The following is a 12,922-nucleotide window of genomic DNA, read 5'->3' on the forward strand; positions in this document are numbered from 1 at the left end:
CCGTGACGGGGTGGTCTGCCAGACTTGGGCGGGTGCCGGAGCTGCCCGAGGTCCAGGCGCTCGTCGACTTCCTCGCCGAGCGCACCGTCGGGCTGGCCGTGACCGGCGTCGAGCTCGGGTCGTTCTCGGTGCTCAAGACCTTCGACCCTCCGCCGCAGGCCCTCACCGGCGCCCCGGTCGACGGGGTCTCGCGCCATGGCAAGTTCGTCGACCTCGACTGTGACGGCGTCCACCTGATCTTCCACCTGGCCCGCGCCGGGTGGCTGCGCTGGTCCGATGCGGTGCCCAACACGGTGCTGCGGCCCGGCAAGTCGCCGATCGCGCTGCGCACCCGGTTCTCCGACAGCTCGGGCTTCGACCTCACCGAGGCCGGCACCAAGAAGCGGCTGGCCGCCTACCTCGTGCGCGACCCGCAGGACGTGCCCGGCATCGCCTTCCTCGGCCCCGACCCGCTGGCCGAGGAGTTCACCCGGGAGGCGTTCGGAGCGCTGCTCGCCGGGCGCCGCTCCCAGATCAAGGGACTCCTGCGCGACCAGGGGTTCATCGCCGGCGTCGGCAACGCCTACTCCGACGAGATCCTGCACGTCGCGAAGATGTCGCCGTTCGCGATGGCGTCCAGCCTCGACGACGAGGCCACCGACCGCCTGTATGCCGCGTTGCGTGACACGCTCGCCTCCGCGGTCGCGACCGCGTCCGGCAAGCCCGCCAAGGAGCTCAAGGACGCCAAGCGGGCCGGCATGCGGGTGCACGGCCGCACGGGTGAGACCTGCCCGGTCTGCGGCGACACCGTGCGTGAGGTGTCCTTCGCCGACTCGTCGTTGCAGTACTGCGCGACCTGCCAGACCGGCGGCAAGCCGCTGGCCGACCGACGAATGTCCCGGCTCCTCAAGTAGCGCTCAGGGTCAGCCTGGCGCCGGTCCACTCGACGAGGACGTCCAGCTCGTCTGCCGTGCCGTGGGTCCGAAGGATCTGCGCGTCCTGCTCGGCGATCAGTCGGCGCATCTCGCGTTCCAGGGCGGAGGCCATGGGCTCATGATGCCCCGGTGAATCCCGAATCGGGAGTCGTCTTGCCCCGGACAGCGATGGCGGCCAGCTCGATACGGCTGGTCGTGCCCGTCTTCCGCAGCAGGTTGGAGACGTGGGTGCTCACCGTCTTCTCGCTGATGAACAGGCGGCGCGCCACCTGGGAGTACGTCTCGCCGGCGACGAGATGGTCCAGGACCTCGGCCTCGCGCGGTGTCAGGGCCACGCCCGCCAACCGGCTGACGAGGTCAGCCGTGGAGTGGTCGTCTCCGGAGGCAGTCAGGGGGAGGTGCGCCTGCAGGGCCACCTGTTCGACGAGCGCCGCCAGCGGGGCCGCCCCCAGCGCCTGCGCGATGAGTGCCGACCGGCCCAGTGCGTCGGCCGCCCGCTCGCGGCCCTTCGGCTCCCCCACGAGCGATCGGCCCCAGTGGTACAGCGACCTGGCGTGCTCGAACAGCAGGCCAGCGCGCTCAGTGGCTTCGGTGGCCGCCTGCCAGAGGGGCACCATGGTGGGCTCTTCCCTGCTGCACCGGGCGCGGTCGGCGACGTAGAGAGCCCCCCAAGCCGGGTGCACCGCGTCGTCGAGCCCCAACGGCAGGTAGCGGGGGGAGTCGCCACGCAGAGACTCGATCCGCTCCAGCCAGATGATCGCCGAGCGCCTCGGTTCGTCTGAAGCGGCCGGGGCGCCCTCAGCGAGGTCGGCCGCAGCCCGGGCCGCCAGCTGGAGAAGCTGGTCGGCGGCGGAGTGGTCCAGGGCCACGGCCCGGGTCATCCAGAGCTCGACCAGCTCGAGGGCGCGTCGAGGCTGCCCCGCCTCGATGGCGACGATCATCTCGGACAGGACCAGGTTGTCACCCAGGTCGCTGACCGGCATCAGCTCCCTGGCCCGGGACAGATGCGTCTCGGCCGCCTCGAGGTCGCCCTCCAGCGCGCTGAGCACCGCAGCGCCGCAGCGGGCGGCGCCGCCCCAGCGTGTGTTCAGCCGCAACGCCAGCGTCTCGCGAATGACGGACCGGGCAACGTCCCACTCGCCGAGCTGGACGAGGGTCAGCGCTCCCCGGGCACCCGTGCACGAGATGCCCTGGGCGCTGCCCCGCTCCCGCATCAGGGCATGTACCTCGCGCGATAGCGCAGCCGACGCAGTCAGCTGTCCCATGGACTCGTAGCTGTTGCAGACGTTGATCGACACCCGGATGAGCAGCTCGGTCTCGTCGACCGTCTTGGCAAGGGTCCACGCTCGTTCGGCATCGACGACGCCGGCGCGAGTGCCCCACCTCGTCTGCGCCCGGACGACCAGAGCCCAGGCGAGGGCGTCATCGGCACCCAGCTCCTCGGCGAGGCGAACGGCCTCCGCAGCGTGCTCGGCTGCGGCCGAGACCCCCTCGAAGACCTGGAAGTAGGCCAGATGGGCCAGCGCCAGAACTCGTTCCCTGGAGTCCGGGAACGGGTCGGTCAGGGCAACGGCCCGCTCGAAGTCGGCGACCGACGCCGATGCGCTCCCGGTCACGTTCACACCCTTGGCGAAGTTGAGAGCCATCAGCACCCGGCAGGCTGCCAAGGGCTCGTCGTGCGGGTCGAGGCCTGACAGGGCACGTTCGAAGAACTCCAGTGCGCGACCGGGGCGGCCAGCCGCGAGCAGGCACCGCGCTGCTCTGGTGAGCAGCTCGCACGCGGGAGGGCCCGAGCCCGTGAACCCCGGTGCGAGCAGGTCGACCGCACTGGTCAGGTGCGTCGCCTCCTCGGAGATCGCATGGAGACGGAGCGCTTCGTCCGCGGCGCGCAGGGCCCACCGGTACGCCGGTTCCGCGTCCTGTGCAGCGGCATGGTGCAGGGCAAGATGGGTGGCCCGCTCCGCGTCGGTGACGTCTTCGGCCACCTCCCAGGATGCTGCGAAGGCGCGGTGCACCTCCGGGAGCTGCCAGGGGGGCAGCGTCGTGAGGATCACCTCCCCGAGGAGGGGATGGCGGAGCCACACGTCGCTGGTGTCTTGAATGATCACGATGCCCTCGTCGACCGCCTCTCTGATCGCGGCCGTCACGTCGACCTCCAGGCCGCGGCGGATGACGAGGTCCTGCAGCACCCGGAACGCGACTGGGCGACCCGCGACCGCCACCAGCTGGGTGACCGCCCTGGTCTCAGGCCCGAGCCTGTGCCACGAGGCGAGGAGCGCTTCGCCGAGCGGGCTCTCGCCGCCGACGGTGTCGCCGACCTCCTGGGCGACAAGCTCGGCCAGGTAGGGGTTTCCCTCGGAGCGCGCGAAAACTCGCTCAGCCAGTGCGACGTCGGACTGCCTGCCCGGCAGCCCGAGCACGAGCTGCTCCGTCTCGCCCGCAGTGAGGCGGGAGAGGGGGAGCCGGCTGACCCCCCTGACGCGGCGCACGTCGGCCAACCACCCGTGCAATCGGTGGCCTTCGCCCAGCTCGGTGTCCCGGTACGTGAACGCGAGGGCGAGGTGCTGCCCCGTGTGCAGCCCTGCGACCACGAAGGACAGGACGTCGAGGGAGCTCGGGTCAGCCCACTGGAGGTCGTCCATCACCACCAGCGTGGGTGCGTCATCCGCAAGACGATCGACGGCGCCAGCCAGACGGAACAGGTTCCCCTGCGATCCGCTCTCAGAATCCTGTCCGGGAGCGTGCAGAGCGTCGTGGCTGGAGACCGCGCCCGGAAAGACTCGGTCGAGGGCTGCGGAGTCCACGCCTCGTGCCCACCGCTCGATCGCCCTGGTGATCGGCCCGTTCGTGGTGACCTCGGACCCGAACCGCAGGCACTGGCCGAAGAGGACATGGAAGCCCAGCGCTCGCGCCGCGTCGACCAGGTCGCGGACCAAGGCGGTCTTGCCGATCCCGGGCTCACCGTGGAGCAGGGTCGCCTGCGGCTCGCCGGCCGCGGCCCCGTCGAGCATGCGGAGCAGCTGCGCCTGCTCGGCGGAGCGGCCCACCAGCCGACGCGGGGGGTCCATCCACTGATCATCCACCCCGACGCGGTGTCCCGTCGTGCCCTCGGCGAACCCTGACCGCGCGGTCAGTCGGGGAGCAGGACCGTCGCCGCGTCGAGGAAGGACTCGGCGGTTTCTTCGTCGTGGAACCACCGCAGGTAGAGCCCGGTCGTGACGCGCTCGACGAACGCCCACTGGCGCACCCGCTCGGCATCCGTGTCGGTGAGGTCGGCGGCCCGGTCGCACAGGGCGTCGTGCCGCGCGCGGGCGGCCCGGTGGTCGCGGCTGGCCAGGACCTCCCTGCTGAAGTCGCGCACGGTGACCCCGACGTCGTACTCCGGCTCGCACCGGAAGCCATCGGGGTCGACGAGCTTGTAGCGCGGGATCCCGTTGGCCTGCAACGCATTGCCGGGATGTGGGTCGCCGTGGCACAGCACGTCGCGGAGTGGGTCGCGGGTGGCCGACAGGTGGCGGGCGAGCTCGTGGGCCCGGTCGAGCGCCGCCCCCCAGCGGTCCTCGTCGTCGCCCTGCCGGAACCGTCGGACGATGCCCGCGAGCTGCGCTGCCTTGTCGTCCGCGGGTGCGATCGCCGGAGCCAGGTCCAGCGGCAGCTCCCACGCGAGTCGCAGGGCCGCCGCCAGGTGGTCGACCTGGGCCGCCGGCGAGAGCCGCGACGACGCGAGGCTGGCCCCGAGCCGTTCCATGAGGACGGCCCCGCGCGTGACGTCGGAAGCCAGCACCGCGGCATACCCCCGGCCCTGCGCTGCCTCGAGGGTGGCGACCTGCGCCGCGAAGGCCGGGGCCGCCCGGTCGATCTTGAGGACAGCCGGGTGGCCGTCGGCGTCGACGGCCACCACGGGCACCCCGAGACCCTCGCCGTAGACCTCGCCGAGCGTCAGCGACCAGCGCTGCACGAGGTCGGCGAGCAGCTCGCCCAACCCGTCGAGCACGGGTGCGAGCGCGGGGTGGTCACCCACCGCGTCGCGGCAGGTGGCCACCACCCGTGCGATCTGCTCGTCCTGGCCCGTCATGGCGCCACTGTGCCGTGTGGTGGGACTCCTGCCCACTGGTTTTGGTTTAGGGGTGGCAGCCGGCCAGTGGTTACATGGACACATGAGCATTCCCCAGGTGCCGGTGACCGACGTCCAGGACCACGCCCTCGTGCTCGACGTGCGCGAGCAGGACGAGTGGGACGCCGGGCACGCCCCGGGCGCCGTGCACATCCCGCTCGGCGAGCTCCCGTCGCGCCTCGACGAGCTGCCCGACACCGACGACGGTGTCCTCGCGGTGGTCTGCCGCGGTGGCGGCCGCTCCTCGCGAGCCGTCGCGTGGCTCTCGCAGCAGGGCTTCGACGTCGCCAACCTGCACGGCGGCATGAAGGCCTGGGAGGGCGCGGGCAAGCCGCTCGTCGCCGCCTCCGGTCCCGCCACGGTCAAGTAGGGCCGTCGACATGGCGTGGTTCGGTCGGCGTGGTGACGACGACGCGACCTCGGAACCGCAGGTCGAGGAGCGCACCCTCCCCAGCGCCGGCGACACCCTCGACCCCAACGCCTCGCTGCGCCCGCTCGTCGACCCCCTCGGTGACGCCGAACGCGGCCGGATCAGTGCAGCCCTCGAAGCGCTGGCCGCCGACGGCGTCGACGTCGACGACCTCGCCTCGATCGGTGCCGGCCTCGACCGGGCGTATGCCGCGTGGTCGGCGTCGCCCGAGGACGACCGTCCCGACCACGCCGCGATCGTCGAGCGCTATGCCATCGGGATCGGCGAGTACCTCGACCGCAACACCGACCTCGACTGGCAGGTCGTCACCGACGTCTTCGGGACCGACCTGTCGCTGACCGAGGGCTACAAGGGGTCGTTCGTCGTGGTGCCGCACAACCTGGTGGCCGGACGCTGGATGCGGGGCGAGACCGGCTGGATCCCCGCCGTCGTCGGCCACATCGTCAAGCGCCGCAGTCGCCGCTGAGGCTGCTGCTCGGCCTTCTCGGGCTGTCTCGCGGTGTCTCGGACCTCCGCTAGACGGCCGCGCCACGACACGATCGCGGCGTATCGCCAAATCTCAGGGAAACGCTAGAAACACCCATACGCTGCAATCGTGGACCCGATACGCAACCCGTACGCCCCCGGAGCCGGCCAGCGCCCGCCCGAGCTGGCCGGACGTGACGAGCAGCTGCACGCCTTCGACGTCGTGCTCGAACGCATCGCCCGCGGCCGGCCGGAGCGCTCGATCGTGCTCACCGGGCTGCGCGGGGTCGGCAAGACCGTCCTGCTGAACGCCCTGCGCTCGGCCGCCGTCCGCGCCCACTGGGGCACCGGCAAGCTCGAGGCGCGACCCGACCAGGGCCTGCGCCGCCCGCTGTCCGCGGCGCTCCACGTCGCCGTCCGCGAGCTCGGCCACCCGGCCGGCGACCAGGTCGACCACGTCCTCGGCGTCATCAAGGCCTTCGCCCAGCGCGACTCCGCCCCCGGCGCGAAGCTGAGGGAGAAGTGGAACCCGGGCATCGACGCACCGGCCGCCACCGGGCGAGCCGACTCCGGAGACATCGAGATCGACCTCGTCGAGCTGCTCACCGACGTGGGCGGGCTCGCCGCAGACGTCGGCCGAGGAGTCGCGGTCTTCGTCGACGAGATGCAGGACCTCTCGGCCGACGACGTGTCGGCCGTCTGCGCGGCGTGCCACGAGATCTCGCAGTCGGGTCTGCCCGTCATCGTCGTCGGTGCCGGGCTTCCGCACCTCCCGGCGGTGCTGTCTGCCTCGAAGTCCTACTCCGAGAGGCTGTTCCGCTACCAACGGATCGACCGGCTCGACCGCGCCGCGGCCGACCTCGCCCTCGTGGCGCCAGCCGCTGACGAGGATGCGGTGTTCACGCCAGAGGCTTTGGATGCGATGTATGCCGCGACCGCCGGCTACCCCTACTTCGTCCAGGCCTACGGCAAGGTCGCGTGGGACGTCGCGCCTCGGTCGCCGATCACCGCCGAGGACATCGCGGTCGCCGCACCGGAGGCCGAGGCGGAGCTGGCGGTGGGGTTCTTCGGCTCGCGCTTCGAGCGAGCGACGCCGGCCGAGCGCGAGTACCTGCGGGCGATGGCCGACGCCGCCCAGGGCCTCGTCGAGAGCGGCGAGGAGGTCGACGAGACCGAGTCGGTGCCGACCTCGGCGGTTGCCACGGTGCTCGACCGCAAGCCCCAATCCCTCTCTCCCGCAAGGGATGCGCTCCTGAAGAAGGGGCTCATCTACTCGGGCGAGCGCGGTCGGATCGCGTTCACTGTGCCCCACTTCGGCCGCTACCTCCGCACCCAGGGCTGACCACCCCGACACCCACCACCCGACAGCCACCACGGACGGCTGCGACTGGGTAGCGTGCTGCGCATGCCCATCAAGCTCGAGAACGTTGCCATCGCCGTCCGCGACCTCGAAGCGACCATCGCCTTCTTCACCGACCTCGGCCTGACCGTCCTGGGCCGCGACACGGTCAGCGGTGAGTGGACCGACACCGCGGTCGGCCTCGACGGCAACCACGCCAAGATCGCCATGCTCCAGACGCCCGACGGCAACGGCCGCCTCGAGCTCTTCGAGTACCTCCACCCCGACGCGATCGAGACCGAGCCCACCCTGCCCAACGAGATCGGCATGCACCGGGTGGCCTTCTCGGTCGACGACCTCGACGAGGCGCTGGCGATCGCCGCGCGGCATGACTGCCACCCCCTGCGCGGCGTCGGCACCTACGAGGACATCTACCGGCTCACCTACGTCCGGGGCCCCAGCGGCATCATCGTGATGTTGGCTCAGGAGCTGAAGAAGAGCTGACCGGGTCGCCCGCCGTCGCCTGACCCGTGGCCGGCCTCAGGCCGGGTGCCCGGAGGCGCATTGCGCGGCGCGGTCCTGCATGGTGGTGCGTTCGCGGGTGTTCTTGGTCAGGGCTGCCGACCGCAGGAAGTGTTCGCGGGCTTCCACGTGGGATCCGTTGCGGCACAGCAGGTCTCCGACGACTGCTGGCAAGAGGTGGTAGCCGCGCAGGTCCGCCCGCTCGAGCAGCGGGAGCACGATCTCCAAGCCGGCCTGCGGACCGAACGCCTGCGCCGTCGCCACACCCCGGTTGAGCTCGACGACGGGTGAGGGGCTGATCTGGGCGAGCCCGTCGTACAGGGCCGTGATCCGCTCCCAGTCGGTGTCCTCGGCGACGCGGGCCCGCGCGTGGCAGGCCGCGATGGCGGCCTGCAGCGCGTAGGGGCCCACCGTGCCGCCGAGCGCGTCGACCTGGCCGACGTGCGCCAGCCCGCTGCGCACCAGCAGCTGGTCCCACCGGCTGCGGTCCTGGTCCATCAGCAGCACCGGGGACCCGTCCGCGGCGACCCGCGCCGGCAGCCGTGACGCCTGGATCTCCATCAGCGCCAACAGCCCGAGCGTCTCGGTGTCACCCGGCGTGAGGGAGGCCAGCATCCGACCCAGCCGCAGCGCCTCCGCGCACAGCTCGGGGGTGGTCCAGCTGTCGCCGGTCGTGGCCGTGTGGCCCTCGTTGAAGACGAGGTAGATGACCTCGCGCACGGCGTCGAGCCGGGCCGGCCGTTCCTTCGGCCCCGGCAGCTCGAACCGCACGTTGGCCGCGGCCAGGGTCCGCTTGGCCCGCACGATCCGCTGCGCGATGGTCGCCTCGGGCGCGAGGAACGCGCGGGCGACGTCCTCGGTGCGCAGTCCGCACACCAGCTTGAGGGTCAGCGCCGAGCGCGCGTCGGCCGACAGGATCGGGTGGCACGACATGAAGACCAGCCCGAGCAGGTCGTCCGCGAGGTCGCCGTCGACCACCTCGTCGAGGTCGTGCTCCACCGTCAGGGGCGTGCTCGCCGCCACGACCTGGTACTTCGCCCTCCCGGTGTCGCGCCGGCGGAGCCGGTCGACGGCGAGGTCGCGTGCGGTCTTCGTGAGCCAGGCCGCCGGGTTGTCCGGTATGCCGTCGCGACGCCACCGTTCGAGGGCCGCCACGAAGGTGTCCTGGGCGAGCTCCTCGGCGGTGTCGAGGTCGCCCACGAGCCGAGCCAGCCGGGCGGTCACCCGCGGCGACTCGACCCTCCACAGGGCCGCCACTCGCCGGTCGACCTCGGTGCTCACCGCCTCGTCCCCGGTGTCAGCGCGTGGTCAGCGCTGCTCGGGGAGGACGAGGTCCTCCACCTCGATGACCTTGCGGACGTCCACCCGGTCGCTGCCCACGAGCAGCGCGAACCGGCGGGCGTGCTCGATCGCCTCGTCCAGCGACCCCACGTCGAGGATCGCGAAGCCGGCGATCAGCTCCTTGGCCTCGGCGAACGGTCCGTCGATCACCCGGGTCGCGCCGTCCTGCACCTCGATGCGGGCGCCCTTGGCGCTGGAGGCGACTCCCTCGCCGGAGAGGAGGACGCCCGACATCGCCGCCTCCCTCATGTACTCGCCGATGGCGGCCTGGTCCTCGGCGGACGGCGGGATGCCGTCCTCCATCGCCTGGGTCTGGTAGTGCATCACCATGTAGCGCACGGTCGTCTCCTCGGTCGGTTCCCGTCGCATTCTTCCTCACGCGTCGGCTGCGGCAGTGGGCCCGTAGACGAGGTAGACGACCCCCGTCTCGAAGGTCTGCGACGAGACCAGCTGCAGGGGCACGGTCGCGCCGTCCTCGAAGAGCTTCTTCCCGTGACCGACCACGATCGGGTGCACCAGCAGGTGCAGCTCGTCGACCAGCCCCTGCTCGAGCAGCCAGCGCACGAGGGTCGCGCTGCCGGTCGTGCCGAGGTTCGTGTCCTGCTTCAGTGCGGTGAGCTCGGCGGCCACGTCACCGCTGACCACCGAGGAGTTCTCCCAGGTGGCCTCGGTGAGGGTGGCGGACACGACGTACTTGCGGGCCCCGTTCATCGCCGCGGTGAACGGGTCGGCGGGGTCGGCGCCCGGCCAGTAGCCGGCGAACGCGTCGTAGGTGGTGCGGCCCAGCAGGGTCGCGTCCGCTGCGGCCATCTGGGCGCCCACCACGGCGCCCATCTCGTCGTTGAAGTAGGGGAAGTGCCAGCTCTCCGGCGACTCGATGACGCCGTCGAGGGAGATGAACAGGCTTGCCTTGATGGATCCCATGGAGTGCTCCTCGGTGAGTGGGTGGCCTCTCGACCGGTCCCGGCGGCACCGCCTCTCGGTGCCTTCACCCCCTTCGCCGAACGGCGCGCCACCGTTTCGACAGCCTCCCTGAAATTTCTCGGGAAATTTCCACGCGGCACACCGCGACGGCGGGTGTAACGTCCGAAGGTCCGGACCATTCGTCCGCATTCGCAGGGACAAAGGGTCCTGACCACCCAGGCGACGCCGCCCGACGTCGCTGCCCCTTCTGGGTCGGAGGACGACGATGTCTCGATCTCACCTCGCCGGTGCCACAGCGCTCGTGCTCGGAGCGGCCGTGATGGCGACACAAGTACCCGTCACCGCAGCGGTCGCCGCGGCCGGCGACGAGCTGTCGGTGAGCACCCGGCTCGCCGACCGGCGGGAGGTCTCGGCCGGGACGCGGGCCTACTCGATCGGGTTCGAGGACGGTCGGTTCTACGCGAACGGCTGGCACATCACCGGTGAGATGGGTGGGGTCTGGACCCCGCCGATGAAGATGGTCGACGGCGTGTGGTTCGGCCTCGACGACCAGTGGGTCGGGCCGGCCTCGTCGTTCACCAGCGGGTGGGGCTACAGCCGCTACGCCCTGCCCGACACCGCGGGCCTCGAGGTCGCGCGCACCGACTTCGTGCCCGACGGCGTGCGGGGCGCGCTCTTCGGCCTCACCGTGACCAACCCGGGCGCGGCCCGCACGGCGAAGCTGTCGGTCGACGCCCACTCCGAGCTGATGGGCCAGTACCCGTGGGGGTTCGGCGGCGTGACGCCGAACGCGAGCGACAACCTCCCGGACACGGGTGCCTTCGACGGCACGAACCTCGTCTTCACCGATGACGGTGCGCTGCCCGGTGCGCCGGTCCACCACTACGCCGCCGTGGTCGGCACCGCGGCGACGCCGACCACCGGACAGATCGGCTCCCAGTTCTACGGCGCCCAGGCCGGCAACCGCTGCACCGGCACCGAGACCGGCGCCCCGGCGGACCCCAAGCCCTCGGCCTGTGACGACGGACCATTCGGCAAGGGCACCGGCGGCCGGCTGACCTACAGCCTCGACCTGCCGGCCGGTGGCTCGAAGACCATCTGGCTCGCCGTCGCCGGCTCCGACCAGGGGCTGGCTTCCGCCCGTGGCGAGCTCGCGAAGGCGCTGGCCGACCCGGCCGCGGCGCTGGCCGCGAAGAAGGCCTCGCGACAGGCGCTCGCGCAGATGACCCAGCTGTCGCTGCCCGGCGACCCGCTGGTGCAGGACGCAGTGCAGTGGGGCAAGCAGAACATCGCCGACCTCACCCAGACGGCGACGGACCTGCAGATCCGCTGGACCAACCAGGGCAAGCAGTTCCCCGCGCCGTCGGGGACCGTCGCCAAGGCGACCTGGATCGGGGCGGGCTACCCCGACTACCCGTGGCTCTTCGGCACGGACGCCGAGTACACCGCGTTCGCGTCGGTGTCGGTCGGGCAGTTCGAGGCGATCAAGGACCACCTGCGGGCCCTGCGTGACGTGTCCGACATCCTCAACAACCGCTCCGGCGTCGTGACGCACGAGGTCATCTCGGACGGCTCGATCTGGTACGGCCAGGACTCGCGCAGCACCAACCCGGACGGCACCACGACGTACAACTTCAACACCGACGAGACGGTGAAGTTCCCGAGCACCGTGGCGCTGTTGTGGCGCTGGACCGGCGACGACCGGTTCCGCGACGAGATGTACGACTTCTCGGTCCGCAACCTCAGGTACGTCACGGCCACCCTCGACGCCGACCACGACGGCTTCCCGGAGGGCCTCGGCAACGTCGAGCGCGGCGGGATGGGCACCGAGAAGCTCGACAACACCGTCTACTACATCCGTGGGCTCTACGACCTGGCCACCATGGCCAAGGCCAAGCACGACGGCACCACCTTCGCCTGGGCCAACACCCTCGCCGGCCAGATCAGCGACCGGTTCGACCAGGCGTGGTGGTATGCCGCGGCGTCCCAGTACGCCGACTCGCTCGCCGACCCCGGCAACGTCCAGTCCTTCCAGAAGCACTGGATCGGACAGACGCCGATGGAGGCCGAGCTCCAGGTCAACGGCCGCACCGTGCCCGGGCTCGCGCCCTACGCCCACGGGAGCACGGCGCTCGCCGGCCGTGAGGACCCCTGCTACAGCGGGACCGCGCCCCTGTCGACGGGCCTGTTCCACACGGGCTGCGGCGGCGGCCAGACCGGCGCGGGCGAGAAGGTCGTCTTCGGCCTGACCACCTCGATCCAGTCGATCGGTGAGGGCAACTACGGCCGGCTCGGGGCCGGACAGCAGCAGCGCTACACCCACGCGCTGGCCGACCCGATGTTCGCCGAGCCCGCCACCGGCGGGACGCCCGACGAGCAGCCGGGCGCGATGCCGGAGATCTTCCCCTCGCCGGACCAGGGCGCGAACATCGATCGCTGCTGGACCTGCCGCTCGATGTTCATGCAGGCGTGGGGCAACTACGGCACCGCCTGGGCCGTCGTGCACCAGTGGCTCGGTCTCCAGCCCGACCTCGGCAACGGCCAGCTGGTCGTGGTCCCGCAGGTGCCGGCCGGTCAGCCGTCGGCCTCGGGTGCGCACATCCGGCTCGGCGGTGGCTTCGCCGACGTGTCGGCCTCGGTCGCCGGGTCGCGCTACACCACGACGGTCAAGGTCGGCTCGGCCGTCGGCGCCGACAAGGTCTGGATCGGGCACACCGTCCCGCGCGGCAGCACCGTGACGCGGGTCGTGCTCGACGGCTCGGTGCTGTCCACCTGGACCAGCCGGACGACGAACCGTGGCCTCGAGGTGACCGTCCCGACCAAGGCGGGGACGCACACCCTGGAGGTGACTACCTCCTGACGGCGTGGCAGGG

At 71.6% G+C, this 12,922-nt stretch carries 12 protein-coding genes; 6 read left to right on the top strand and 6 right to left on the bottom strand.

All coding sequences use genetic code 11. The features are described from left to right. Positions 1-32: 32 nt before the first annotated feature. On the top strand, positions 33-893 hold the full coding sequence (locus AC1DWJ_RS04135) for an Fpg/Nei family DNA glycosylase (protein WP_457254366.1): 861 nt from the start codon (positions 33-35) through the stop codon (positions 891-893). Here AC1DWJ_RS04135 and AC1DWJ_RS04140 read toward each other — a convergent pair. From AC1DWJ_RS04140 to AC1DWJ_RS04150, 3 genes are all read right to left on the bottom strand, one after another. Then, positions 886-1,026, bottom strand: a complete 141-nt coding sequence (locus AC1DWJ_RS04140) for a hypothetical protein (protein ID WP_477620043.1) — start codon at positions 1,024-1,026, stop codon at positions 886-888. The two genes, AC1DWJ_RS04135 and AC1DWJ_RS04140, sit on opposite strands and share 8 nt — an antisense overlap. 4 nt (positions 1,027-1,030) lie before the next feature. Then, positions 1,031-3,982 (bottom strand): helix-turn-helix transcriptional regulator, encoded by a 2,952-nt coding sequence (locus AC1DWJ_RS04145; RefSeq protein WP_477620044.1) that lies wholly within the window; start codon positions 3,980-3,982, stop codon positions 1,031-1,033. A gap of 62 nt (positions 3,983-4,044) precedes the next feature. After that, a complete protein-coding gene (locus AC1DWJ_RS04150; protein WP_477620045.1) occupies positions 4,045-4,989 on the bottom strand; it encodes an aminoglycoside phosphotransferase family protein in 945 nt (314 codons plus the stop codon). An 82-nt stretch (positions 4,990-5,071) separates the two neighbouring features. On the opposite strand from AC1DWJ_RS04150, the gene AC1DWJ_RS04155 reads away from it, so the two are divergent. The 4 genes from AC1DWJ_RS04155 (at position 5,072) to AC1DWJ_RS04170 (ending at position 7,766) form a co-directional block, all read left to right on the top strand. Next, a complete protein-coding gene (locus AC1DWJ_RS04155; RefSeq protein ID WP_477620046.1) occupies positions 5,072-5,398 on the top strand; it encodes a rhodanese-like domain-containing protein in 327 nt (108 codons plus the stop codon). A 10-nt stretch (positions 5,399-5,408) separates the two neighbouring features. Continuing rightward, on the top strand, positions 5,409-5,924 hold the full coding sequence (locus AC1DWJ_RS04160; RefSeq protein ID WP_457254362.1) for a DUF3806 domain-containing protein: 516 nt from the start codon (positions 5,409-5,411) through the stop codon (positions 5,922-5,924). A 129-nt stretch (positions 5,925-6,053) separates the two neighbouring features. Beyond that, the gene (locus tag AC1DWJ_RS04165) at positions 6,054-7,265 is read left to right on the top strand and encodes an ATP-binding protein (protein ID WP_477620047.1); all 1,212 of its coding nucleotides are present in this window, start codon (positions 6,054-6,056) and stop codon (positions 7,263-7,265) included. A gap of 63 nt (positions 7,266-7,328) precedes the next feature. Continuing rightward, entirely contained in the window at positions 7,329-7,766 is a 438-nt protein-coding gene (locus AC1DWJ_RS04170) for a VOC family protein (RefSeq protein ID WP_477620048.1), read from the top strand. Between the two features lie 36 nt (positions 7,767-7,802). Here the strand turns inward: AC1DWJ_RS04170 and AC1DWJ_RS04175 are convergent, their stop codons facing one another. The 3 genes from AC1DWJ_RS04175 to AC1DWJ_RS04185 are packed head-to-tail and all read right to left on the bottom strand — an operon-like array spanning position 7,803 to position 10,049. Continuing rightward, complete coding sequence (locus AC1DWJ_RS04175; protein ID WP_477620049.1) at positions 7,803-9,065, bottom strand: RNA polymerase sigma factor; 1,263 nt, start codon at positions 9,063-9,065, stop codon at positions 7,803-7,805. Between the two features lie 27 nt (positions 9,066-9,092). Continuing rightward, on the bottom strand, positions 9,093-9,494 hold the full coding sequence (locus AC1DWJ_RS04180) for a YciI family protein (protein WP_457254358.1): 402 nt from the start codon (positions 9,492-9,494) through the stop codon (positions 9,093-9,095). Between the two features lie 6 nt (positions 9,495-9,500). Beyond that, complete coding sequence (locus AC1DWJ_RS04185) at positions 9,501-10,049, bottom strand: dihydrofolate reductase family protein (protein WP_477620050.1); 549 nt, start codon at positions 10,047-10,049, stop codon at positions 9,501-9,503. A 265-nt stretch (positions 10,050-10,314) separates the two neighbouring features. Between AC1DWJ_RS04185 and AC1DWJ_RS04190 the strand changes: the two genes are divergently transcribed. Continuing rightward, on the top strand, positions 10,315-12,909 hold the full coding sequence (locus AC1DWJ_RS04190) for a glucosidase family protein (RefSeq protein WP_477620051.1): 2,595 nt from the start codon (positions 10,315-10,317) through the stop codon (positions 12,907-12,909). The last annotated feature ends 13 nt before the right edge of the window (positions 12,910-12,922 follow it).

The organism is Pedococcus sp. P2_D7 (assembly GCF_056404295.1).